Origin of the sequence: Aequorivita antarctica, assembly GCF_007997155.1 — a bacterium.
In the GTDB taxonomy this organism is placed as follows: domain Bacteria; phylum Bacteroidota; class Bacteroidia; order Flavobacteriales; family Flavobacteriaceae; genus Aequorivita; species Aequorivita antarctica.
The window spans coordinates 237,963-264,110 of the sequence record NZ_VORT01000004.1 but is presented as its reverse complement, the minus strand read 5'-3'; the positions used below and the strand labels follow the sequence as shown (position 1 = coordinate 264,110).

Annotated in this window: 17 protein-coding genes; 13 read left to right on the top strand and 4 right to left on the bottom strand. The window is 38.2% G+C overall.

Annotation, left to right across the window (positions count from 1 at the left end; translation table 11 throughout):
- Positions 1 to 3 precede the first annotated feature (3 nt).
- The 3 genes from ESU54_RS07650 to ESU54_RS07640 all read left to right on the top strand — a co-directional run bounded on the left by ESU54_RS07650 (position 4) and on the right by ESU54_RS07640 (position 4,936).
- Positions 4 to 564, top strand: a complete 561-nt coding sequence (locus ESU54_RS07650) for a mechanosensitive ion channel domain-containing protein (RefSeq protein ID WP_111844678.1) — start codon at positions 4 to 6, stop codon at positions 562 to 564.
- 54 nt (positions 565 to 618) lie between these two features.
- Positions 619 to 3,111 (top strand): PIG-L family deacetylase, encoded by a 2,493-nt coding sequence (locus ESU54_RS07645; protein WP_111844677.1) that lies wholly within the window; start codon positions 619 to 621, stop codon positions 3,109 to 3,111.
- A 121-nt stretch (positions 3,112 to 3,232) separates the two neighbouring features.
- Positions 3,233 to 4,936: a sodium:solute symporter gene (locus ESU54_RS07640; RefSeq protein ID WP_111844676.1), complete on the top strand. Its 1,704-nt coding sequence runs from the start codon at positions 3,233 to 3,235 to the stop codon at positions 4,934 to 4,936.
- Here the strand turns inward: ESU54_RS07640 and ESU54_RS07635 are convergent, their stop codons facing one another.
- Complete coding sequence (locus ESU54_RS07635) at positions 4,937 to 5,980, bottom strand: WD40/YVTN/BNR-like repeat-containing protein (RefSeq protein ID WP_111844675.1); 1,044 nt, start codon at positions 5,978 to 5,980, stop codon at positions 4,937 to 4,939.
- Between the two features lie 76 nt (positions 5,981 to 6,056).
- Between ESU54_RS07635 and ESU54_RS07630 the strand changes: the two genes are divergently transcribed.
- Positions 6,057 to 7,265 carry an RsmB/NOP family class I SAM-dependent RNA methyltransferase gene (locus ESU54_RS07630; protein WP_111844674.1) on the top strand — a complete coding sequence of 403 codons (1,209 nt, stop codon included), beginning with the start codon at positions 6,057 to 6,059 and terminating at the stop codon, positions 7,263 to 7,265.
- Positions 7,266 to 7,347: 82 nt separating this feature from the next.
- Here the strand turns inward: ESU54_RS07630 and ESU54_RS07625 are convergent, their stop codons facing one another.
- Positions 7,348 to 10,266 (bottom strand): GEVED domain-containing protein, encoded by a 2,919-nt coding sequence (locus ESU54_RS07625; protein ID WP_111844673.1) that lies wholly within the window; start codon positions 10,264 to 10,266, stop codon positions 7,348 to 7,350.
- 177 nt (positions 10,267 to 10,443) lie between these two features.
- Complete coding sequence (locus tag ESU54_RS07620) at positions 10,444 to 13,365, bottom strand: GEVED domain-containing protein (protein WP_111844672.1); 2,922 nt, start codon at positions 13,363 to 13,365, stop codon at positions 10,444 to 10,446.
- A gap of 218 nt (positions 13,366 to 13,583) precedes the next feature.
- Here ESU54_RS07620 and purL point away from each other — a divergent pair, with 218 nt between their 5' ends.
- Entirely contained in the window at positions 13,584 to 17,261 is a 3,678-nt protein-coding gene (gene purL, locus ESU54_RS07615) for a phosphoribosylformylglycinamidine synthase (RefSeq protein ID WP_111844671.1), read from the top strand.
- Between the two features lie 362 nt (positions 17,262 to 17,623).
- On the opposite strand, the gene ESU54_RS07610 is transcribed toward purL, so the two are convergent.
- The gene (locus ESU54_RS07610) at positions 17,624 to 18,538 is read right to left on the bottom strand and encodes a T9SS type A sorting domain-containing protein (protein ID WP_111844670.1); all 915 of its coding nucleotides are present in this window, start codon (positions 18,536 to 18,538) and stop codon (positions 17,624 to 17,626) included.
- A 218-nt stretch (positions 18,539 to 18,756) separates the two neighbouring features.
- Between ESU54_RS07610 and ESU54_RS07605 the strand changes: the two genes are divergently transcribed.
- The 8 genes from ESU54_RS07605 to ESU54_RS07570 all read left to right on the top strand — a co-directional run bounded on the left by ESU54_RS07605 (position 18,757) and on the right by ESU54_RS07570 (position 26,133).
- Positions 18,757 to 19,518: a LuxR C-terminal-related transcriptional regulator gene (locus tag ESU54_RS07605; protein WP_111844669.1), complete on the top strand. Its 762-nt coding sequence runs from the start codon at positions 18,757 to 18,759 to the stop codon at positions 19,516 to 19,518.
- Positions 19,519 to 19,631: 113 nt separating this feature from the next.
- Entirely contained in the window at positions 19,632 to 20,135 is a 504-nt protein-coding gene (locus ESU54_RS07600) for a hypothetical protein (RefSeq protein WP_111844668.1), read from the top strand.
- Positions 20,136 to 20,138: 3 nt separating this feature from the next.
- On the top strand, positions 20,139 to 21,161 hold the full coding sequence (locus tag ESU54_RS07595) for a toxin-antitoxin system YwqK family antitoxin (protein WP_111844667.1): 1,023 nt from the start codon (positions 20,139 to 20,141) through the stop codon (positions 21,159 to 21,161).
- Positions 21,162 to 21,244: 83 nt separating this feature from the next.
- Positions 21,245 to 22,609: a hypothetical protein gene (locus ESU54_RS07590; RefSeq protein WP_146848099.1), complete on the top strand. Its 1,365-nt coding sequence runs from the start codon at positions 21,245 to 21,247 to the stop codon at positions 22,607 to 22,609.
- 121 nt (positions 22,610 to 22,730) lie between these two features.
- Positions 22,731 to 23,255, top strand: a complete 525-nt coding sequence (locus ESU54_RS07585; protein ID WP_111844665.1) for a hypothetical protein — start codon at positions 22,731 to 22,733, stop codon at positions 23,253 to 23,255.
- Positions 23,256 to 23,408: 153 nt separating this feature from the next.
- A complete protein-coding gene (locus ESU54_RS07580) occupies positions 23,409 to 25,190 on the top strand; it encodes an AMP-dependent synthetase/ligase (RefSeq protein ID WP_111844664.1) in 1,782 nt (593 codons plus the stop codon).
- 11 nt (positions 25,191 to 25,201) lie between these two features.
- Positions 25,202 to 25,528, top strand: coding sequence for a DMT family transporter (locus ESU54_RS07575; RefSeq protein WP_111844663.1), 327 nt, complete (start codon positions 25,202 to 25,204; stop codon positions 25,526 to 25,528).
- A 77-nt stretch (positions 25,529 to 25,605) separates the two neighbouring features.
- Positions 25,606 to 26,133 carry a DUF488 domain-containing protein gene (locus ESU54_RS07570; RefSeq protein WP_111844662.1) on the top strand — a complete coding sequence of 176 codons (528 nt, stop codon included), beginning with the start codon at positions 25,606 to 25,608 and terminating at the stop codon, positions 26,131 to 26,133.
- Positions 26,134 to 26,148: the final 15 nt, after the last annotated feature.

The window sequence follows — 26,148 nt, the reverse complement described above, 5'->3', positions numbered from 1 at the left end:
AACATGAATATACAAGAATACTCCCTACAACTCATCGAATCTGGCGTATTGATTTTGGTATTGCTTCTAATAAGAATGATGCTTAAGAAAACTGTGCGCAACTTTGCGAAAAAAATAGAAAGGCTTGAACACCGCACAGGACTTATTATGAAACATGTAGATTTCGCAACTTTCTTCTTGATTGTTTTTGGCTTGATACTTATTTGGGGAGTAGATTTTAGAAACCTGGGGCTTGTAATGTCTTCCGTTTTTGCGGTAATAGGCATCGCTTTTTTTGCACAATGGTCCATACTCAGCAACATTACAAGTGGCGTGATTATGTTTTTCACTTTTCCGTATAAAATTGGTGATTATATAAAAATTCACGATAAAGAAATGCCTTGCGAAGGTATTATTGAAGACATTAAAACCTTTCATATTATTCTTCACACCGCAAACAATGAAATTGTTACCTACCCTAATAGTATGATGATGCAAAAAGGCGTGAGTATCATTAAAACAGAAGAATTTTATGAGCACCAACACGAACTTGATAAAAATAAGGAAGAACTGCCCCACGATTAATTTTTACAAATAAGTATCTTTGAAGGGTTTCGAATAAATCAGCACCATAATTTTATGCATAAACCATTTTTCTTCCGACTTCTATTTTTATTTTTTACTATAGTTGCCACCGCACAAGCTCCCAAAAAACCTGCTGCTTCCGAAATTTATCACGATCTTCAAAAATTGAATTTTGTGGGTTCAGTACTTTTTATAGCCGCACATCCCGATGATGAAAATACGCGACTCATTTCATATTTGGTGAACGATGTGCATGCAAATACTGCCTATCTTTCCGTTACGCGGGGAGACGGCGGACAAAACTTAATTGGTCCTGAACTCCGCGAGCTTTTGGGAGTAATCCGAACACAGGAACTGGTGGCTGCCCGAAAAACCGATGGCGGGCAACAATTTTTTACCCGCGCTAACGATTTCGGTTACAGTAAAAACCCAGATGAAACCTTTGAGTTTTGGACAAAAGATGATGTGCTTAGCGATGTGGTGATGACAATCCGAAAATTTAAGCCCGATATTATTGTTAACCGTTTTGACCATCGTAGCCCAGGTAGCACACACGGCCATCACACCGCTTCAGCTATGCTAAGCGTTGAGGCTTTTGATATGGTTGACAATGCTTCAAAATTCCCGAAATCTGCCAAAAAATTTGGTGTTTGGAAGCCGCAGCGTTTGTTTTTTAATACTTCGTGGTGGTTTTATGGTAGCCAAGAAAAGTTTGAAAAAGCTGACAAATCTAAGCTGGTTTCCGTCGAAACTGGAAACTACTTCTCTGACCTCGGATTATCAAATGGCGAAATAGCTTCCTTAAGCCGTAGTATGCATAAATCACAAGGGTTTGGCAGTACTGGTTCCCGCGGAACTGAAACTGAATATTTGGAATTGTTGAAAGGAAGCAAACCTTCAGAAAACAATCTTTTTGAAGGCATAAATACCAATTGGTCCCGACTTGAAGGTGGAAATGATATAGGAGCGATTCTGAATCCATTGGAAGAAAATTTCAACTTTAAAAACCCCTCAAAAATGCTTCCGCAGTTGCTGAAAGCGTATCCACTTGTTTCAAGTTTGAAAGATACACACTGGCGAAAAATTAAACTTGAACAACTTAATCAACTCATTTTAGATTGCGGCGGTATCTTTATTGAAGTCGCATCCGAAGCAAATTCGATTAATCCGAACGAAAATTTTAAAGTAAATATTGAAGCCATCAACCGCGGGGAAAGTGATGTTGTTTTACAATCCGTAAAAAATTCTGAAGGAAAAGTTCTTTGGAATACATCAGCAATACTTCCTTTTAATGACAAGAAAAACATTGAAATAACTGTTGATGCTGGAAATAGCAACCCACCCTACTCTTCTCCGTATTGGTTAAATGAGAAAGGGACCGTTGGAATGTACGCTGCGCCCGAGGAACTTATTGGTTTACCCGAAACTCCGCCGTTGGAGCAATTGATCTTTGAACTACGATTTGGCAATACTATAATTCCTTTCACAAAAACCATAGTTTACAAATTCAATGATCCCGTAAAAGGTGAAGTATATCGTCCTCTGGAAGTACTGCCCGAAGTTACCGCTTCCATTCCTGAAAAAGTTTTGATTTTTGCAAGTGAAGAAGCTGAAATTGTTTCGGTAATCGTCCGTGCTGGAAAAGATAGCATATCAGGAAATGTAAGCCTCCAACATCCGGATGGCTGGAAAGTGGAGCCAGCGCAGCAAGCCTTTCAACTTGAAAGAAACGGTGAAACTAAAACCTTCAGCTTCACGGTAACGCCACCAAAGGGACAAAGCGAAGGCTATTTAAAAACAATAGTAAGCGCTGACGGAAAGATTTTTAATAAAGAATTGGTTACCATCGATTACGAACACATTCCGTATCAAAGTGTTTTATTGCCTTCGGAAGCGAAAGTTGCTAAAATTGATATTCAGAAAAAAGGTCAGAATATTGGGTACATAAACGGTGCGGGTGATGCCATTCCTGAAAGTTTGAAACAGATTGGCTATTCGGTTTCAACGATTGACCCAGCAACAATTTCAGAAGAAAATCTTCAAAATTTTGATGCAATTGTGGTTGGAATTCGGGCTTACAATACAGTATCCGAACTTGCTTTTACACAACCTATCCTAAATAAATATATTGAAAACGGTGGAACAATGATTGTGCAGTACAATACTAACCGTGGTTTAATCACTGAAAATCTTGCACCTTACAATCTAAAACTTTCACGCGACCGAGTGACTGATGAGTTTTCAGAAGTAAAAATACTTTCGCCTGAAAACCCACTACTAAATACGCCCAATAAAATCACTCAAAAAGACTTCGAAGGTTGGGTACAGGAACGCGGTTTATATTTTCCCGATGAATGGGCAAAGGAGTTCACTCCAATACTCGGAATGCACGACAAAGGGGAAGCTCCAACAAAAGGCTCGCTTCTTGTAGCCAAATACGGAAAAGGGTATTATATTTATACTGGATTGAGCTTTTTCCGTGAACTTCCAGCAGGCGTTCCCGGAGCTTACAGATTGTTTGCAAATATGCTTTCAATCGGAAAATAATTCTCAAAACGTGACCAAAGAAAAACAAAAATTCGTCTGGAAATGGAGCTACACCATAGTGCTCCTGCTCAATGCCGTCTATATCTATCTGTTTTATTTACTAATGCAAAATTACGCCTAGATGCAACAGATTGACTGGATTGTTTTAATTGGGACGCTTCTTTTTATTGTGCTTTATGGCACGTGGAAATCGCGTCAACAAAAAGATGTGGGCGATTACTTAAAAGGCGGCAATACGGCGCATTGGTGGACTATTGGGGTGAGCGTTATGGCGACTCAAGCCAGTGCTATTACATTTCTTTCCACGCCCGGGCAGGCCTTTCACGACGGGATGGGCTTTGTACAGTTCTATTTTGGGTTGCCGATTGCAATGGTAATAATTTGCTTGGTATTTATTCCAATTTATCATAAACTCAATGTTTATACGGCATACGAATATCTAGAAAGTCGTTTCGATAAAAAAACACGAACACTTACTGCTATTTTATTTTTAATCCAACGCGGGCTAGCTTGCGGGATTACAATTTTTGCACCTTCCATCATACTTTCAGCAGTACTTGGTTGGAATTTAATTTATTTGAATATCATCATCGGCGTACTCGTAATTATTTATACCGTAAGTGGTGGCACAAAGGCTGTGAGCGTTACCCAAAAACAACAAATGGCGGTTATTTTCTTCGGAATGCTGATTGCTTTTCTTTTAATTCTGAATTATCTGCCATTAGACATAACATTTTCCAAAGCACTTGAAATCGCTGGTGCCAACGGTAAAATGGATATACTCGATTTTTCCTTCGATTTTGATAACCGTTATACCTTTTGGAGTGGAATTATAGGTGGAACATTTTTAGCCCTCTCCTACTTTGGAACAGACCAAAGCCAAGTGCAACGCTATCTTTCTGGAAGAAGTGTGAAACAGAGCCAAATGGGTTTAATAATGAATGGTCTGCTGAAAGTACCGATGCAGTTCTTCATCCTGCTAGTGGGAATTATGGTTTTTGTTTTTTATCAGTTTAACAGCTCCCCGCTTCACTTTAACCCTTCTGCCGTAAAAGACGTCAAGAAATCCGTATATGCTGGTGAATACAAGGCTTTGGAAGTAAAGAAAGAAGCCATTGATAAACAACTGGCCGCAACACAAATAAGCTATTCCAAGGCTGAAAGTGAATTGGAAAAACAAAATTATGTTCAAGAAATAAAACAGCTGAACACTTCTGAAAATAAATTGCGCGAACAATCTGTTGCGTTAATAAAAAAGGCAAATCCCAGCGCCGAAACCAACGATAAAGATTATGTTTTTATACATTTCATATTAACCAACCTTCCACGCGGATTGATAGGTTTGCTTTTGGCGGTAATTTTAAGTGCGGCAATGTCCTCAACCGCTTCAGAATTGAATGCTTTGGGCAGCACAACAACTATTGACCTTTACAAACGAAACGTACCAGGGAAAAGGGACAAACATTACGTGGCAGCTTCGCGAGGGTTTACGCTTTTATGGGGAATCATAGCAATTTTTGTAGCTTGTACTGCACATTTATTCGATAATCTTATTCAGCTCGTAAACATTATCGGTTCCATTTTCTACGGAAATGTTCTGGGAATTTTTCTGCTTGCGTTTTTTATAAAGTACGTTCATAGTAAAGCTGTTTTTATCGCTGCACTAATCACGCAGATAATCATTATTTATTTTTGGTATATTGACCTAATGCCTTATCTGTGGCTGAATTTAGTGGGTTGTGCTATTGTTATGGGAATTGCAATTTTATTGCAAGTTTTATTGCCGAAGAACGATAATCCGGAAATAATACTTTCTGAAGAATAATCACTTTCTAAAAATCAATTTCGAAATCCTATTATTTCCCGAGGCAAAAGCAACACTGTCATTCACAAATTCAATAGCGAAAAAGCCTTCTTTTGAGAGTTCTTTCCAGTTTTTACCGCCGTCACCGCTAAAAGAAATCCCCAGTAAACTAACGGCTACAATCCCCTGCCCTTCAGTTCCCGGAACATATTTTGCCGAAGAGCAATAACCTGGTTTTTTGCCATTTGCAATCAATTTCCATGTTTTACCTCCGTTTTGGGTTATAGCTTTGTTTCCCTCGTTAAAAGGTTTGTCTTCCCAGTTTCCACCGAAGATGATTCCGTTGTTTTCATCTCTAAAATCAATACTGAAAATGCCCGTCATCGCTTTACCTTGAATGATTGGTGTATCAAAAATCTTCCAAGTTTTTCCTTTATCAGCAGTGTGCATTACACGCGATTTTCTTCCACCAGTCGCTACCCAAGCATTATCGCCGAAAATAGCAATGTTAGAATTACTTGCTGCAAAGGCTGCTTCGCCTTTTTCAACTTTCGGAAGGTTTTCGCACGGTAATTTTTCCCACGTATTTCCCCCATCGCGAGTTATGATTATCGACATGCAGTTTTCAACAGGGTCGCCAATGGCGATGCCTTCGTTTTCGTTCCAAAATTTCATTGAATCGTAGAAAACATTATCACCTTTTTCGTTATAAACCTCTTCAATGTTAGTGGCTTCACTTCCGTTGAAACCTATTTTATACAAAACCGCTGGATTGGAGATGCTCAACACAAATACAGCTTCTTTCGTGCTCGCAATGGAACGAAAATGAAGTAGTGAATCGCCGTATTTTATAATTGCAAGTTTTGGAGTATCACCATCAATCAAACCCACTTTTCCTTTATCTGCAGCAAACCACACTCTGTTTTCATCCAAAGGCTGCATCGCGCGGATGCTTAAACTATCTATAAAAACGGGAGTGATTTCAACTGAATTAAATTCAATTTCAGTTTTATTTTCGCAGGAAATAAATACAAAAACAGCTAGAAAGATGAGGACAAAGCGCATAGAGTTTATTTTTGCCAAAAGTAATCAAAAGTATTTATAGGTATTGTGATACCTTTGCAGTCAATTAAATTTAATAATGAAATTACACCGAAACTTAGTATTCGCCACAATAGATTCACTTGACTTAATTTTCAATGAAAATAAGCAAGCAGACAAAGTATTAAAAAACACCTTGAAACGCGACAAGCGATGGGGCGCTCGCGACCGTGGTTTTATTGCAGAAACAACTTATGATATTGTGCGTTGGAAGCGCTTGTATTCTGAAATCGCCGAAGTGCGTGAACCCTTTGACCGTCCAAATCTTTTTAGATTATTTACTGTTTGGGCAACTTTGAACGGAATTGCAATCCCAGAATGGAAACAATTTGAGGATACACCAACTCGCAGAATTAAAGGAAAATTTGACGAGCTTTCAAAAATCCGAAAGTATCGAGAATCCATTCCTGATTGGTTGGATGAATTGGGCCAAAAAGAATTGGGTAAAAAATGGGATAAGGAAATTGCTGCCCTAAACCAGCAGGCCGATGTAGTTTTACGTGTAAATACTTTAAAAACTACCGTTGAAAAACTTCAAAATGAATTGGCAGATTTAGAAATTGAAACAGAGATTTTAAAAGGATACCCCGATGCCTTGAAACTAAAAGAACGCGGCAACGTTTTCACGACCGATGCCTTTAAGAATGGTTTGTTTGAGGTACAAGACGCCTCTTCACAGAAAGTTGCAGAAATACTCGATGCAAAACCTGGAATGCGCGTAATTGATGCTTGCGCTGGAGCAGGAGGAAAAAGTCTTCATATTGCTACAATGATGGAAAATAAGGGCCAACTAATTGCAATGGATATCTACGAAAACAAGCTGAACGAGCTAAAACGTCGTGCCCGCAGAAACGATATTTTTAATATTGAAACCCGTGTGATTGATTCCACGAAAGTGATAAAAAAATTAATCGATAAAGCAGATAAAGTTTTAATTGACGCGCCTTGCTCTGGTTTAGGGGTTTTAAGACGAAATCCTGATGCAAAATGGAAATTACAACCTGAGTTTCTTGATAAAATTCGCGCCACACAAAAAGAGCTGCTAGATAGTTATTCACGAATGGTAAAGCCGGGTGGACAATTGGTTTATGCTACTTGCTCTATACTTCCTTCGGAAAACGAATTGCAAGTAAAAGGTTTTTTAAGTAGAGAAGAAGGAAAAGATTTCACACTGTTGAGTGAAGAAAAAATAATGCCAAGCAAAAGCGGATTTGATGGTTTTTATATTTCTTTGCTTCAGAAAAAATAAGAATCAGTTTATTGGAAAATAGAAAAGAGCGGGTGTTTGCCCGCTCTTTTTTAATTTAACTTATTAATTTCAACTAAAGAATTTATTCAACAATAATTCTTCCCGTTTTAAATGATTTTGTATCTTTTCCACCTACTCTCACAATATAAACTCCGCTTGCCGCTTCACTCATATCGAGTCTGGCTTTATAAGAATCGCCTAATTTATCGATCATTTTCACTTTAAGCTGTTGACCTAACATATTGTAAATCGCTAAATAGGCGGCACCGTCATAAGCTGTTGTAAGTGAAACTTCGTACTGTTTGTTTCCTTCTGAAGTGATAATCAAATTACCATTCCGCACGGAAAAATCATCTACGCCGAGTGTGCCAATGTTTGCAGTGTAATCTTCAGTTTCTCCAAAATTGGTTTCTTCACATGCATCATTTGGCACTGGGCCATCCCAATTGGTTTTGGCGCGCATACGGTGTGGCCCTATTGCTGCGCCTGCTGGTACCACTAAATCCATAGTCACAGTGTAGGTTCCTGAACCTTGACCAGGTGCAATCACTACGTTATTTACAACAACCTCATTTGCTGTGAAGATGGAGTCGTCATTGAAATCAATCCAAACTTTTACAAATTGATCTCCATAGCCGGTAGTCACAGTAAGGTCGTTAGTGCTATCCGGAGCCAAATTGGCTATAAGGTTTGTAAAATCGCCGTATCCTTCGCAACCGGATGGATTATTGATTTCTGCTATTGAAACTAATTGGAAACCATCTCCAAAAGAGCAATCCATACTAGGTTGGCACAAAATATTTTCAATTACGGTTGAAACTGCATCGTTAGATGAATTGCCATCTCCTCCTAAAGAAGTTGATACAGTAACATTGTAAGTTCCCAAAGTAGAAAAATCTGCGGTTTGGGTAAAACTATAGGTCATTTCCTGTTCAGAAGCAATAGGTCCAGTAAATGTTTCAACCACAGCCGTACCACCATCAATTACATATTGTACATTAAAGTTTGATTGTGAAGCAGCACCGAAATTTTTAATTGTCGCAATAATAGTTTCGTTGCCCAAGCCAGAGCCAGAAATAGGCGCCGTAATTTCTATTGCACCTACGTCGTTTGCCAAAAGGTTGGTAATATCCTTTGTAAAAGGATCGTTTGCTGGAAATTCATCTCCAGATAAATTTGTTCTAACTTCAATAGAATACGTTTGTCCAGAAGTAGATAAATCAACAGTTTGTGCGAATGTATAAGTCGCAGTTGAACCAGCTGTAACAGTACCTGAAAAAGTTTCAGAAGCCATTAAATTTCCGTCCACGCGAAGTTCTAAAGGAATATTGCTCTGAGAGGCGGTTCCAAAGTTTCGGATGCTTACCTCAACTGTTTCAGCATTGGTCAACAGACCATTCACGGGTTGGATTAAGGCATTAACCCCAACATCTTTTGCAAAACCTCCTGAAAGTGTGAAAGCTGCAATCTGTGTTCTCCAGTTGTTATTTGAAGAAAAATATTCTGCAGTATGCCAGAAAGTGAAGTTATCAGGATCCATAGTAAGGTGTGAATAATCTCCAAATCTATTTGTAAATGTTTGCACTCCGGCACCTGGAACAATCTCGGTTTCAGCAACGGTCATTTGTCCCAAAGGATCTCCATCAAATCTGCCTGTATAGCGAATGGCCGCTTGGAGCGTTCCGCTGGCAACGTTAAAAGCCAAGCCTATGTTTCCTGCGGCATCCATTCCAGCACTTCCCATAAAACGGCTATTTCCATCAGCGGGAGCGTACGTTCCTTCCTGAAATATGGACCATGGATTGGAAGCATCATTTCGCAATTCAATCCATCTAATACCTGAGGTATCGTTATTGTCTATATCTGTATTAAATGTAATGACCCAACTGTTGTGTCCTGCAAAACTGCGGTAGTTTGCGGCATAGGAAATTACACCCCCAATCATATCAATTTTTTGACCAGTTCCCGGTTGTTGAACATCACCAGAGCCAAATGGGGCAAACACAGAGTTAAACGGATCTGTTGGAATTTCCAAAGGTGCAGAAATGGTTGAATTGCCCGTATTAGTCCAATCCAAGTCTATTTCCCAAACTTTCAAATGGTCAAAGCTTACGCCCGACCATCCATCGTCTTGAAGATAGGTTACATAACCCGGTGCATTTGCTGGAAAGTTTGTTCCCAAAAGATTTGCGGGCTCAGGGCTCAAAACGGTGTTTGTGTTTTGAGTGCTTCCAGGAAGAGGAAATCCAACAATTTTTGGGCTTGCACCTCCAGCGAGCATTACATCTCTTTCCACCGCATAAACTTTATTGGTAGTTCCTATGTTTGCGGTGAGATAATAAGCATCATGCCAAACACTGTAATGTGGATAATCTGGGAAACTTCCAAAACTATATTGATATACATTATAAGCCCCTGTTGGGTCGTTGGTTTCAGAAACGCCAATAGCCAACGAATTGTTCAAAGAACCAAACTCACTTACAAACCAGCGGTCTGCAAGTTGGTCATACATAACTATCGGGTCTCCTGAATTTGAACTGATTCCCAAGAAAGTTCCCAAAGCAACAGGACCAACTAACAGCGTGCCTGTTTTACTGAAAATTTTCACAATGGAATTTACAGAATGAACATAATGATTTGGTCCTGCAGCCCCTGTTGGATCTGGCGGTACAAAGCCAGATTCAGAGGAAGAAGCGCCAATAAAATTCTGTTCAATGGCGCGCGTTTGGATTTCGCCAAAACCTTTTTGAACGTTTTGTTCAATTCCATTTGGCAATGCGTTCGAATTTACCTGCGGATTGTATCGGGATCTATTGGAGACTAACTTGATTTCTTTAATACTCTGATCGTGATTTTCTTCTTGAATTGCGTAATCTCTTAAAGGAATGGTTTTTCCTATAAAAGTACCGACGATAACCTCATCTGGCGGAAAAGTTTGTTGGGCATAAACCCCAATCCCAAATAGTAGAAAGGTTGCAAATAGTAGTTTTTTGAATTTCATGGTTTAATTTTTATTTTAGGAGAGGAAAGATACAGCATATATTTTAAATCATTTAACTGTAGGTCATTATTTTAGTTAACAATAGCTTTAAAATTGAAGAAACTTTTCAATTCATAAAAAAACCGCCGCAAACTTAATTTGAGACGGTTTCATTATAAAAATTACTTTTTTTGAAAATTATTTCACAATAATTCTTGCGGTTTTGACTGCTTTTGTAGTTTGACCACCTGCCTTGATTATATACACTCCGCTTGCAACGAAGGACATATCTAATTTTAAATGATAAGCGCCATCCACTTTACCAATAGGCTTGATGCCCAATTCCTGACCAAGTGTGTTATAAACTGAAATATAGCCCATACCGTCATAATCAGAGATCAAGGATACATCAAAATGCTTGTTGTCAGTACTGGTTATTAACAATTCACCATTTCTGATGGCCATATCTTCTACACCTAGAGTACCTATATTTGCAGTATAGTCTTCTGTTTCCCCAAAAGCTGTATCATCACAAGCATTCGCTGGTACAGGTCCGTTCCAATTGGCTTTGGCTCTCATTCTGTGTTCACCTACAGCATTTACTGCTGGAACAACCAAATCTATAGTTTCGGTATAAGTTCCAGGTCCTTGGCCGGGGGCAATTTGGTAATTGTCAACCACTACCTCATCTGCTGTAAAAATGGAGTCATCGTTATAATCAATCCAAACTTTAATAAATTGACCTCCAAAGTTTGTCGTTATGGTCAATGGGGTCGTGGTATTTGGTGCTAAATTTGCGATTAAATTCGTAAAATCGCCATATCCTTCACAATCAGAAGGATTGTTGATTTCAGCTACCGAAAACAATCGGAAACCGTGACCAGCAGAACAGTTCCCACTAGGCTGACAAATTAAATTTTCAATTTCAGAAGTAACCGCATCGTTTGAAGGATTTCCATCACCTGTTAAGGAAGTAGAAACAGTAAGACTATGCGTTCCCAATGTAGAAAAATCTGCAGTTTGTGTAAAGCTATAGCTCGCTTCTTGTTCAGATGCAATAGATCCCGCAAATGTTTCCACCACAGGTGCTCCACCATCAAGTACATATTGCACATTAAAGTTAGATTGAGAAGAAGCTCCAAAGTTTTTAATAGTTGCAGTGATCGTTTCTGTATTATCCAGACCTGGGCCAGAAACTGGTGCTGTAATTTCAAGAGCACCTACATCGTTTGACAAAAGATTAGTAACTTCTTTGGTTAATGGATCGTTGGCGGGAAACTGGTCTCCAGATAAATTTGTTCTTACTTCAATGGTATAGGTTTGTCCCGGAGTTGATAAGTTTGCCGTTTGTGAAAAAGTATAGGTGGCAGTACTTCCTGAAGTAATTGTTCCTGAATAAGTTTCGCTGGCTATTAAATTACCATCAACACGAAGTTCCAAAGGAATATTTGCTTGAGATGCTGACCCATAATTTCTTATGCTAACTTCAACGGTTTCAGCATTTGTTAATTGACCATTTTCGGGTTGAATAATTGCATTCACACCTACATCTGCCGTAAATCCAGTTGAAATCTTAAAAGAAGCAATTTGGGTTCTCCAAGCATTATTGTTTGAAAAGAAATCTGCCGTGTGCCAAAAAGTTAAATTATCGGGATCCATTGTGGTATGTCCGTAATCTCCGTATCTGTAGGTATTGGTTCGCACACCTACACCATTTTTAATAGTAGTTTCTGCTACTGTCATGGTTCCTAAGGGATCACCGTCAAATCGTCCTGTATATCGAATACCTACTGGTAAAGTAGCGCTTCCAATACTATATGCTAGCCCAATATTTCCATAAATATCCATTGCAGAACTACTCATAAATCTACTATGGCCGTCAGCTGGTGCGTATGTACCTTCTTGATATATAGACCAAGGATTTGAACTATCATTTCTCAGTTCAATCCATCTAATACCGCCTGTTTCATTCGCATCAATAAAAGTATTGAAAGTTATAAGCCAAGAATTATGGCCTGGAAAACTTCTATAGTTTGCGCCAAAAGAAATTATTCCGCCGTGTCCGGCAAGTTTTTGATTGGTTCCAGGCTGCGCTATTGCACCCTGTCCAAATATTTCTCCCGCATCAAAAGGATCAGTAGGAATTTCAAGTGGAGCGGAGATAGTAGAGTTTGCTGTATTTGTCCAATCCATATCCATTTCCCAAATTTTTAAATGGTCATTAGAAATTCCACTCCAAGCATCATCTTGAAGATAAGTAACATATCCTGGGGTGTTCGGGGCAATATTACTACCCAAAAGGTTCGCTGCCTCAGGACTCTTCACCTGGTTTGGATTCACCACAATTCCTGGAAGTGTAAATATTACGATTTCAGGATTGGGACTTCCGTTTAATATTTTATCACGGTTCATTGCAAAAGCACGTGTTGTAGCTCCGCCTAGATTTACCGTTCCATAATAAGCATCAGGCCATACGGCATAATGTGGGTAATCTGGAAAACCATTAAAGGAAAATTGATATACATTATAAGCACCTGCAGGATCATTCGTTGCCGATACTCCAATTGCCAAAGAATTACCTCCGTTTATATTTCCAAACTCGCTCACAAGCCATCTGTCCGCCAATTGATCATACAAAACAATAGGGTCTCCACTGTTGCCGCCAAATCCTAAAAAAGTACCTAAAGAAACTGGCCCTACTAATAGAGTCCCAGTTTTACTAAAAATCTTTACCAGTGAATTTACCGAATGAACATAATGATTAGGTCCAACCGCTCCTGTTGGATCAGGTGGATAAAAACCAGACTCTGAAGAAGAAGCACCAATAAAATTCTGCTCTAAACCCCTTGTGTTAATTTGACCAAGTGTTTTCTGAAGGTTATCAATAACAGTGGGTGGCACCTCATTGATTTCAATTTGGGTGGTAGATTCGTTTGGCACTACCGTCAATGTTTGTGGATCTAAATTGAGATTGTCTGGCATAGTCGGATAATCTCGTAAAGGGATTGTCTGTCCAACAAAAGTTCCAACGATAATCTGTTCTGGTGGAAATTTTGTTTGGGCAAATAGGCCAATACTTAGAAAAAATAAAATTGTGGAAAGTAATTTTTTTTGCTTCATCTGTTTTAGGGTTTAGCGTTTAGTGAATAAAGTTCGACAAGATAACAATTAAATTTTATCTAACTACTATGAGTCAAATACTTAATAAATGTGAACACTTTTTACTTAATGGCGCTATTGAAATTTAAATTATCTTCAAATTTAGTTACCTTTGCACCTTTGTTCACCGAAGCTATTAGCGAAGGTGAAACTTCAAAAATGAACTAATATTCAAAAGGATGATTCACTTTTTTGGGAATGTTGAAAACACCGTTTTTGCAGTCCAAACCCACGGAAATATTTCAGAAGAAAACATTAAAAAGTTGGAGTGGCTTTTTGGCAACCAACCTAAAATAAAGCAATCCGTCCTGTCCATAAACCCGACGGATTTTTTTATTGGCCCACGTGCTGCAATGGTTACGCCCTGGAGCACAAATGCTGTTGAAATCACTCAAAATATGGCTGTGGAAGGAATAGTCCGTATTGAGGAATTTCATAATAGCACTTTTGAAAAAGGAACTTTTGACCCGATGCTTTCGCAGAAATTCAAAGAATTGAATCAAGATATTTTTGATATTCACGTGCAGCCGGAAGCCATTTTGGAGATTGAAAATATTTCAGAATACAACCAAAAAGAAGGTTTAGCCTTAAACGCTGAAGAAGTTGAATATCTGGAAAATCTATCTGAAAAACTTGGAAGAAAACTTACCGACAGTGAAGTTTTCGGCTTTAGCCAAGTGAATAGCGAGCACTGCCGCCACAAAATTTTCAACGGGGTATTTGAAATTGACGGCAAGGAAATGCCCTCTTCCCTATTCAAACTTATTAAAAAGACTTCTGCCGAAAATCCAAACGATATTGTTTCGGCATATAAAGACAACGTGGCTTTCGTAAAAGGCCCAAAAGTGAAACAATGGGCACCAAAAAGTGGTGACAAACCTGATTGGTACGAAGAAAAGGATTTTGAGAGTGTGATTTCAATAAAAGCTGAAACCCACAATTTCCCAACAACCGTTGAGCCATTCAATGGTGCAGCAACTGGTAGCGGTGGTGAAATTCGCGACCGTTTGGCTGGCGGAAAAGGTTCGTTGCCATTAGCCGGAACAGCGGTTTATATGACTTCCTATTCACGGTTGAATGATGAAAGACCATGGGAAAAAGGAATGAAAGAACGCGATTGGCTATACCAAACGCCGCTCGATATTTTGATTAAAGCTAGTAATGGCGCTTCAGATTTTGGGAATAAATTTGGGCAACCATTAATTGCTGGTTCCGTTTTAACATTTGAACATGAAGAGGAAGCACGACGATTGGGTTTTGATAAAGTTATAATGTTAGCAGGCGGAATTGGCTACGGAAAAGCGACCCAAGCCATTAAAGGCAAACCGCAAGTAGGTGATAAAATAGTAGTCCTAGGTGGCGATAATTACCGAATTGGGATGGGTGGTGCTGCAGTGTCTTCAGCAGATACAGGTGAATTCCACAGCGGAATTGAGCTGAATGCAATCCAGCGAAGCAACCCCGAAATGCAAAAACGTGCTGCAAACGCTATTCGCGCAATGGTTGAAAGTGATGAAAACCCAATAGTTTCCATCCACGATCACGGTGCGGGTGGACATTTAAACTGTTTGAGCGAATTGGTTGAAGATTCTGGCGGGAGAATTGAACTCGATAAACTTCCCATTGGCGACCCTACCCTATCCGCAAAGGAAATTATGGGCAATGAGAGCCAAGAACGAATGGGATTGATTATTAATGAAGAAAATATCCAAAAGCTGAAAAAAGTTGCCGATCGCGAACGCTCCCCAATGTATGAAGTTGGCGTGGTTACCGGCGATCAACGCTTTTGCTTTGAAAATAAAAAAGGTGAAAAACCAATGGATTTCGCTTTGGAGGATATGTTTGGCAGCTCCCCAAAAACCATAATGAAAGACAAAACCGTAAACAGGAATTACAAAAATCCTGATTATGAAGTTTCAAAAATAAAAGAATATTTAGAGCAAGTGCTTCAATTGGAAGCCGTGGCTTGTAAAGATTGGCTTACCAATAAAGTAGACCGTTGTGTAACGGGTCGCGTTGCAAAGCAACAAACCGCAGGGCCGTTGCAACTTCCGTTGAATAATTGCGGGGTAATGGCGCTGGATTACCACGGAAAGGAAGGCGTTGCCACTTCTATAGGTCATTCGCCATTAACGGCCTTGATTGATCCTGCTGCAGGTTCGCGAAATGCTATTACTGAATCTTTGACCAATATAGTTTGGGCGCCATTGAAAGATGGATTGAAAAGCGTTTCTCTTTCCGCAAACTGGATGTGGCCTTGTAACAATGAAGGCGAAGATGCAAGATTATATGAAGCAGTGAAAGCCGTTTCAGAGTTTTCAATTGATTTGGGAATCAACGTTCCAACTGGAAAAGATTCACTTTCAATGAAGCAGAAATACAAAGACGGGGAAGTGATCTCTCCTGGAACCGTAATTATTTCTGCCGCTGGAAATTGTAATGACATTAAGAAAGTTGTGGAACCCGTTCTTCAGAAAAACGGTGGAAGTATCTATTACATCAATATTTCTCAGGATAAGTTTAAATTAGGCGGTTCTTCTTTTGGACAGGTTTTGAATTCAATCGGAAATGCAGCTCCAGATGTAAAAAGTGCGGACTATGTGAAAACTGTTTTCAACACTTTACAGGCACTGATTAAAGAAGGAAAAATCCTAGCTGGACACGATGTTGCTTCTGGTGGATTGATAACTACCTTACTAGAAATGTGTTTTGCTGATGTTAACTTAGGTGCAAATCTGGATCTTTCAGGTTTAGGGGAAAGTGATATGGTGAAATTGCTATTTGCTGAAAATGCCGGCGTTGTGATTCAAGCTTCCGAAAATGTTTCAGTTGAAAAGATGCTTACTGAAAAGAATATCGATTTCAAAAAAATTGGAACGGTTTCAGAAAATGAAACACTTCAAATAAAAAACAATTCCGAAGAACTTACCTTCAGTATTCCTGAAATGCGTGATGCTTGGTATAAAACTTCTTATTTGTTAGACAGAAACCAAAGCGGGGAAAGACTTGCTAAAGAACGTTTCAGTAATTATAAAAATCAACCGTTAAAGTTTGAGTTTCCGAAGAATTTCAATGGAAAACTTCCGCAACTTAATTCTGAAACACCGAAAATAAAAGCCGCCGTTATCCGTGAAAAAGGAAGTAATAGCGAGCGTGAAATGGCATACATGATGCACCTTGCAGGGTTTGATGTAAAAGATGTGCATATGACCGATCTGATTGAAGGACGTGAGGATTTGGAAGAAATTAAACTATTGGTTGCCGTTGGTGGCTTCAGTAATAGTGATGTGCTGGGAAGTGCAAAAGGTTGGGCCGGTGCATTTTTGTATAACGAAAAAGCAAATACAGCTTTAAAGAATTTCTTTGCAAAGGAAGACACTCTTTCACTTGGCGTTTGTAATGGTTGCCAACTTTTTGTGGAACTCGGACTATTGAATCCAGAAGATGAAGAAAAGCCCAAAATGCTTCATAACGATACTGGAAAGTTTGAATGTACTTTTACTTCTGTAAAAATTCAAGAGAACAATTCTGTGATGCTGTCTTCAATGACGGGTAGTACTTTAGGAATTTGGTCTGCACACGGGGAAGGAAAATTCAGTTTTCCGAATAAAGAATCGCATTATAATATTGTAGCGAAATATGGTTATGATGCATTGCCTGCAAACCCAAACGGCAGCGATTTCAATACCGCAATGATGACCGATAAAACGGGTCGTCACTTAGTAATGATGCCGCATTTGGAGCGTTCTACGTTTCCATGGAACTGGGCGTATTATCCAAAAGACAGGATGAATGACGAAGTTTCTCCTTGGGTTCAAGCCTTGGTTAATGCTCGTGAATGGATTGAAAAAATCTAGGAATATTCTATATTTAATAAAAACCGTTTGCAAGTATTTTGTAAACGGTTTTTTTTGTTTTATGTGAGCTAAGTTTAGTTTACTCAGGGACGCCCGCAGCAGCCGAGGGTCGGATTAAGGGTTACCACAATGGACACAAAGAAGGCACAAAGGACACGGTGGGGATGCTACCAGAAAAAGACCTAACAGGTATCATTGCGATCCCGATAATTATCGGGAGAAGCAATCTCCTGATAGGTCTTATCGCGATGTTTACTTTATAATAACTATTGGTCTGTTAAAATTGTTATGAGGTTGTCACGCGTTGCAAACCTGCCTGCGGCGCGCGAGCGTGAGGTACTTAACAAATAATGAATGGTTTATTACTCCTTTACCACCTTTAATATTTCAACCCTCCCATCCATCATATGGTATATTTTAAGAAACGAAATTCCCGGGGGCACGGGTAGGTTTTTTAACGCTATACTTTCCGCTCCCGAATGCAAGCTACTGTAAACCAACTGACCAAGAGTATTGATGAGCTCTAACCGCAGGGTATGGGATGGGTGGTTCAGTTGAAGTACCGACTGTTCCGTTACCGGGTTTGGAAATAGTATTGCACTTTGCGCGGTCGGCACTTCCCCCAACGCTAATATGATGTTATCATCAATGCACTCAAAAAACTCAAGAGAATTGGTAAGGCTTTCCAATATTCCATATATTTCTGCTGTAGCATTAATGAGAACAGTTCTCTTCAGAAAATCTGATTGGAAAAAGGGAAACGCTTTTTCCACAGTGGTTATATGTTCGTTGAGCAGGGCCAGGTCAGCACCGGAAATTACATCGCGGGCGGTAATGTAAGCTATAAAGTCTTCCTTGTCAAAATCAATTGCAATGGGCCCTTCCACAAGGGTGGCAAAATAACTATAGGTTCCGTCCTGCTGGACGCAATCCCTAATCACACAAAAAAATATATCAAGGGAGTTTTCCAAACTATCCAGGATGGAATATATATCCACAGTGGCATCTATGGTAATCAACTTATGCGGATCTAAGGAGGGAATGGTTCTATATACAGCGGTTATGCCATCAGTAAGCGTGGTCAAGTCCTGGCTAGAAATATTGTCGCGCGCCACTATAAAATCCAGAAAATCATCCTTGTTAAAGTCAACGGGGATGCTCTCCATTAGTACTGTGCGGTACTTGTAGGTGCCATTGCCCTGGGAGCAATCTGTGGACTGCGCAATACAGCATGGCGCCACCAGTATTAAAATTAAAAGAAATAGCAGCTTTTTCATGGTTACGGTGGTTGTTAGCGGTGGTTATTGTTCTTAAAAATACGAAACTTTTTTGAAGAATCACCAATGCTAGTGGGAGCGTCCCGCCATAGACAATATTTAACAGATAACTAAGAAGTAAAAATCTTTGCCCCCCTAAACTTTTTCTACGAAGGTGGGACAACTAATATCTGTTAATTAAAAAAGTATATATTTACTACAAAACAACTAGCAAGTTTATGAATTTAGAAATTGAAAAACTTAATTCAGTATGGACAAATTCGCAACAAACCACAACACAAAACACCTTACTTCCTGAAATAAATTTTGAAGATGTAATTAGCTCCGTTATAAGTACGGGGCCTTTTTACTATTATATCGTAGACTTTTTTGATATGTCGCTTTCCAATGTAAGTCCATCTATTATGGATATTCACGGATTTGATTCCCAAACCGTAAGCTTTAAGGATATTTTGGAAACCATCCACCCGGACGATATGGAGTTTGTTGCCAAAGCTGAACAAAGGAATATTGAGTTTTTATTTGGAACATTGGGCATAGACAAGGTTTTAAACTACAAATCCTGTTTTTCATTTAGAAGCAGAATGAAAAACGGTGAATACGCAATGCTCAATCACCAAGCTCTTTTATTGACTTTGGATGAACATGGAAAGTTTGGCAAATCGCTCAACATCCACACCCGGATAGACCATTTGACTAAAACGAATACCAACCAAATCTCATTGATTGGGTTAAATGGCAATCCTTCCTTTATGAACATAGATGTTGATAATGTCACTGACTCTTCGGTAAAATATTCCAAAAGGGAAATTGATATTCTAAAGTTAATTTCTGACGGGCTAAGTACGAGTGAAATTGCAGAACAATTGTTTATAAGCCCGTTAACCGTAAAAAAGCACCGCAACAATATACTTGGGAAAACAGCTTGCAAAAACACATCACAATTAATTAAACAAAGTATTTTGCAGGGATTGATTTGATATTCAAAAAATACTCCATTTGGAGTATTGTCTAAGATTTATTAATTGAATTTATTTGGGTAAATACTATAAAAATTATAACTGTTTGCCTGTAATTTAACACTGCCTCTGCTATGAAAGCCTTTAAGAATTCACTTTTCACATTTATTGCACTCACTTTAATAAGCACATCAGTAGCTGCGCAAGTTGGAAACAACATGATTGGGAAGTGGCAATTGCAAAAAGTGAGTTTCAAAAAAACACTTAGTGGCGATGCAAATAACAACGAATTATTACTTGCTGTTTTTAAAGCAGCCCTGTATGAAGAACTTTCAGCGGAACAACGATTAAATGTTGATGATTTAGAGGCTATGAACGCGGAAGCGGCACTGCTGCTCAACAAATACCATCAAACTACAATTGATTTCCAACCGAATGGCGCTTTTTACAATAGTGCACAACTTGCAGGCAATTCCCTTTCTGGAGAATATCTTTTAGACAAAAAAATGCTGCTTTTGGAATGGGAAACGGGAGATAAAAATGAGTTTAAAGTATTGAAAAACACTACAGACGAGCTTATTTTTAAAGATCCCGATTTGAAGGTTTCCTATTATTATTTAAAAACCAACACCCCCTAAATAATGAAAACAAATAAAACCATACTGATCATTTTTTGTATGCTCATTTCAACAATTGCTGTTTGTCAAACCGAAGAAAGCGAAGTGAAAAAGTATTACGAAAACGGAAACCTAAAATCAATTGGAAATAAAATTGGTGATAAAATGACTGGGGAATGGAAAAGCTACTATGAAAATGGGAATTTAAAAGGAGTTGCAAATTTTATAAATGATATACAAGTGGGGGAATCGAAAAGCTATTCTGAAAATGGAAAAATAGCGATGACCGGAAATTTTGTTAATGGTAAACTAACGGGACAAACTAAAATGTATTACCCAAATGGGCAATTGCATAAAATTGGAAATGTTATTGATGAAATCAGAAATGGAGAAACAATTACCTATTATGAAAACGGGCAGTTAAGCGAAGTTGCAAATTTCATAAATGGAAAAAAATATGGCGAAAATAAAATCTATCACGAAAATGGCAAACTAAAGGAAATTGGAGAAATTGAGAATGGAGATGCAACAGGAATATGGAAATCTTATTATGACAACGGAAATTTGGAATCTGTTGGAAAATACATTGAAGGGGTAGAAGCCGGAGATTGGAACTATTACGATAAAAACGGAAAACTAGAAGATACCATTAAATATTTTGATGGTAAACAATCAGATAACATCCCGCCAATACAAAAATATTTAGATAAAATTTCCCGTGTGGACACATACACAGATCCCACAAAAGTTTCGCAAAAACTCTCCGCCAATACCTTCATTATTACTTTAGAATCTAAGAGTATGAGATGGCAAGAAACCTATTCTGGCATTGATTGGAGTGATTTTGACAAGTATAGATATAATGAATATAAAGACTTTTTCGTGGTCGAATTCTATTTTTATGACGATATAGCATATGAAATGGATGATGATGAATTCGGGATTACGAAGGAAGAAAGTGATAATTTTAAATGTAAATTTTTGCCGGAAGATAAAGCAGCGGTTCTGAAAATTTTAGAAGATTGGAAGGATCTTCGAGGATATTAAAACAGAACAATTTTAAAAATATTGAACAAATCTAAGTTAATGAATACTGTAATAATCAATTAAAAACAATTAGAATTACAATTATGAAAACTAAACTAACATTTGTAATTATTGCCCTCTTTTATTGCGTACTGATAACTGCCCAAACCAAACAAGAAGTTTTTACCAGCATTCAAAAATTAGTAGCTAAGACCCAGGTCGAAAAAGTGCAAACAAACGATGTGTTTTCAAAAAAAGATGACAAGTTGGGTAAACAGGTTTTTACAGAAAAAGAGATAACCGTTAACACAATACCTGGTGGTAAAAGTGATTATGAATGGATTAGCCGTGCCACCGAGATTTCTTGGAATCATTTTTTCGATTATTTTATCTATACTGAATTCGCCAATAACGATCTTCAGGTTGTAGAGCTAAATTTTAAGCAAAATTTTAAAGATGAACACTTTACAAGTACAAAAACGGCAGATGAATATCCATCATCTTCAGCAAAATTTAAGTTCTATATTCTAACCATCGATAAAGAGGCACTTGAACAACTGCTTACCCGATTGTATGAATTGAAAGAAAAGAAGGCTGAATCCCCATTTAACAAGGAGATTCAAAAATTTACCAAAGAGCAAACAATATCGTGGTTAAGGGAAAAATTAAAGAATAATTCGACAGTAGATAGTTATACCTACAATCTAAAACTTGTAAGTATTGACGATTGTAATTTAGTTTTTGACTATTCAAATATGTTTGGGGTAAAATATAGCGAAACCATCCCTACTTCAATAGCGTCCATTAATAAATACAACCAGTTTACGTACAATAAGGATATCTGTATTAGAAAAACCTTCGCTGCTGGAATAATTCGACCGGAGGATGAATTCACTTATACAGATCATTCATTTTTAAATATTGATTCAAGTGATGAAGATTTAATTTCAAACATTGAATTTGCAATGAAACATTTAGCCAGTTATTGCAATAAAACAAATTTAAATACAGCAACAGAACCTGACATTAATAGCGCAAAAATAAATAACACAGCCCATAATTATATTAAAGACTTTTTTGAAACAAACTTTGTGAAATCGATTGTAAAAGAAAAAGGTAAAGAGAAAACATATGACTATAAAATAATTGACGAGGGAATAATTATATACGTTCATAACATTTCAAACCCCACAAATGTCTATGGTTCAACAAATGAATGGTTTTATTTGGCTTTTGACAAAATCAACTTGAATCAATATGGTTCAAACCTAGGTTACTTTGAAAATGTAAATGCTATACGGTTTTATCAAATAAATGGCTACATCCCACACGGACCTGGAAATGACCATACTAAAATAGAAGATGCAACGTACGGAGCTGGATGGCTACATATACCATTTAGATATAATACATATTCAGATTTATATGCTTTTAAAGAGATTTTAACTAATGCCAATGTTAATGAATAAAGCAAACTATTTACCTTAATTTTACTGGGAGAGATTTTATAAAACTACCAATGTGATAGTAAAAAGAATGAACACAGAAAGCTTTGTAATTTTCGCTGAAACTGAATTATAACTCGTTAAAATGAACCTTTCAAAAGAAGAAAAAAAATTCTGGAAACGCCATTTTCGCATTGAAAAACTGGAAGACATCCCCAAAGAATGGGGTGCGCTGAAAAGAATAGATTCCGAAGAAGACGATGATTTCTTCTATTTTCTTAGTTTACGGGTTACTTCCATATTGGAGATTCATCTAAAAGAAACGCTTGTTACTGATGAAGGTGTTAAGTATATAAGCAAGTTTAAGGATTTGAAAATCCTGTATTTAAGAAACCACAGTAGTATTACCGAAAAAAGCATTCCGTATTTCAACAAAATGGAATCTTTGGAAAATCTAAACCTTACCAAAACAGCAATCACCCTTACCCATTTATGCGAAAGCTTGAACAACCAAAGTTTGAGAGAGATTTTTTTGGATTCGGAGGAGAATGAAGAAGATATTGATCAAAAGGCAATTCAGTTAAAGGAGCGTATGCCAAATTGTAATATTTATTTAGATACATGTTTTACTACAGATGCCTTTGGCAATCCTGAAAAACCCATATTTTAAAATCTTTCATTCAAAAAAAGAATCGCGGTTTTTAAAATAGAAAGATAAAAACTTTCCATATTTTTATAGGAATGGCAAAATTTTTCATTCCTTTTTTGTTTCAAAGAGAAACTTAAAAAAAATTGCTATTTTCACTTCCTCAACAATACTATCATGACAGATCCAAAAAGACTCTTCGACTTCCCATACTATCAACTAGAAAAATATCCACAAGAAAAAGCCCTAGTTACCAAATACAGTGGCGAATGGAAGGCAACTTCTACTCAGGAATATATAGCTAAGGCCAATGCAATAAGTAGAGCTTTAATTAATATGGGGGTAAAACCCAACGATAAAGTAGCATTAATTTCTACCACCAATCGCACCGAATGGAATATATGCGATATAGGCATTATGCAAACTGGCGCGCAGGATGTGCCAGTGTATCCAACAATTTCAGAGAGTGAGTACGAATATGTTCTCAACCACAGTGAATCCTTGTATTGCTTTGTTTCCGACAAAGAAGTTTACGATAAAGTGATGGCCATTAAAGCGAACGTGCCCTCGCTAAAAGAGGTTTACACTTTTGATGAAGTTAAAGGCGCAAAAAACTGGAGCGAAGTTTTGGAAAAAGGAAAGGACGAAAGCAACCAAAACGAATTAGATAAAAGAAAAGAAGCCATTCACGAAGATGATGTGGCAACGTTAATATATACCTCTGGAACCACCGGAAAACCTAAAGGAGTAATGCTTTCGCATAAAAACATTGCCAGCAACGCTAAATTCAGTGCTGAAAGATTGCCCATTGAACTTGGAAAATCGTCGGCTTTGAGCTTTTTGCCTGTGTGCCATGTTTACGAACGCATGTTGCATTATATGTATCAGTATTGCGGAGTGGAACTCTATTTCGCAGAATCTCTCGAGACCATCAGCGATAACTTAAAAGAAGTAAAACCCGAAGTGATGACCGCAGTACCGCGCGTACTCGAAAAAGTATACGATAAAATATATGCCAAGGGAGGAGAACTTTCTGGCATAAAGAAGAAGCTGTTCTTTTGGGCAATAGATTTAGGTCTAAAATACGAACCCTACGGCGAAAACGGCTGGTGGTATGAAAGCCAGCTTAAATTGGCAAACAAACTTATTTTCAGCAAATGGCGCGAAGCTCTTGGTGGAAATTTAAAAGCTATTGCCTCTGGTAGCGCACCGCTACAACCCCGTTTGGCACGTGTTTTCAATGCTGCCCAAATTCCAGTAATGGAGGGTTATGGTCTTACTGAGACCTCTCCAGTAGTTTCCGTGAACGATATGCGCAACCACGGATTTAAGATTGGAACCGTGGGAAAACCCCTTAAAGAAACCGAAGTTAAAATTGCGGAGGACGGGGAAATTTTGGTGAAAGGCCCACAAGTGATGATTGGCTATTACAAAAACCAAGAACAGACTGACGAAGTAATAAAAGATGGATATTTCCACACAGGTGATATTGGTGAGATTGACAGCGAAGGGTTTTTAAAGATAACCGACCGTAAAAAAGAAATGTTCAAGACTAGCGGCGGCAAATATGTAGCACCTCAAGTAATTGAGAACATAATGAAGCAGTCGCGCTTTATAGAGCAGATTATGGTTATTGGCGAAGGCGAAAAGATGCCAGCCGCCCTAATCCAGCCTGATTTTGAATTCCTTAAAGAATGGGGAAGTAAAAAAGGAAGAGATCTCCCTTCCGATCCCAAAGAAATCATTAAAAACCAAGCAGTGATAGACCGCATCCAAAAAGAAGTGGACCTTTACAACGAAAATTTCGGCCATTGGGAAAAAGTTAAAAGGTTTGAGTTAACACCAGATGTTTGGAGCATTGAAGGCGGACAACTAACGCCTACTATGAAAATGAAACGTAAGATTATAAAAGCGCAGTATATAGATTTGTACAATGAAATTTATGGGCATACTTCATAAAAACATACAAAATGAACTGGATCCTCCTAATAATTGCCGGCCTCTTTGAGGTGGGTTTTGCTGCCTGTCTGGGAAAAGTAAAAGAAACCAATGGTTGGGAGTCTAAACTGTGGTTCGGCGGGTTCTTGCTCTGCCTTTTTATTAGTATGTTTTTACTTATAAAAGCCTCAAAAACACTTCCTATCGGCACGGCTTATGCCGTATGGACTGGAATTGGTGCTGTGGGCACCGTTCTGGTTGGTATTCTCTATTTTAACGAACCAGCTACTTTATGGCGTGTGTTTTTTCTTTCTACGCTTATCGCTTCCATCGTGGGGCTAAAATTTGTAACCAATTAAAGTTCCGTTAAACAAGTAACAATTCTTCTAAGTACCTTCCTGATTTCTTATCTTTAAGGGAAAATTATCCATTAGAAATGGAGACTATTTGGACCATCGGCCACTCTACCCGCTCTCTCGACGAATTTTTAAAATTGTTGGATTCCTTCAACATAAAAATGCTCGTCGATGTGCGCCATTATCCCGGTTCGCGAAAATTTCCACAGTATAACAAAGACAGTTTGAAAATTTCCCTTCCCGAGAACGGAATTGCATATACACATCTAGTCGATTTGGGAGGTCGTAGAAAACCCGAAACAAATTCAAAAAACAATGCATGGCGGCTCGATTCCTTTAAAGGATATGCTGACTATATGGAAACAGAACAATTTCAAGAAGCTTTAAAAATTCTTAAGGAAATTGCTTGCGAAAAAAATACAGCCATAATGTGTGCCGAAGCAGTATGGTGGAGCTGCCATCGCTCTTTAATTGCAGATATTTTAAAAGTTGAAGGTTGGGTCGTAATGCACATTATGGGCGAATATACTGCCACAGAGCACCCTTACACCGCCCCAGCAAATGTTGTTGATGGAAAACTGAATTATTCTGTAGTGGAGAAAGCATAAATTTGTTCTTTATTT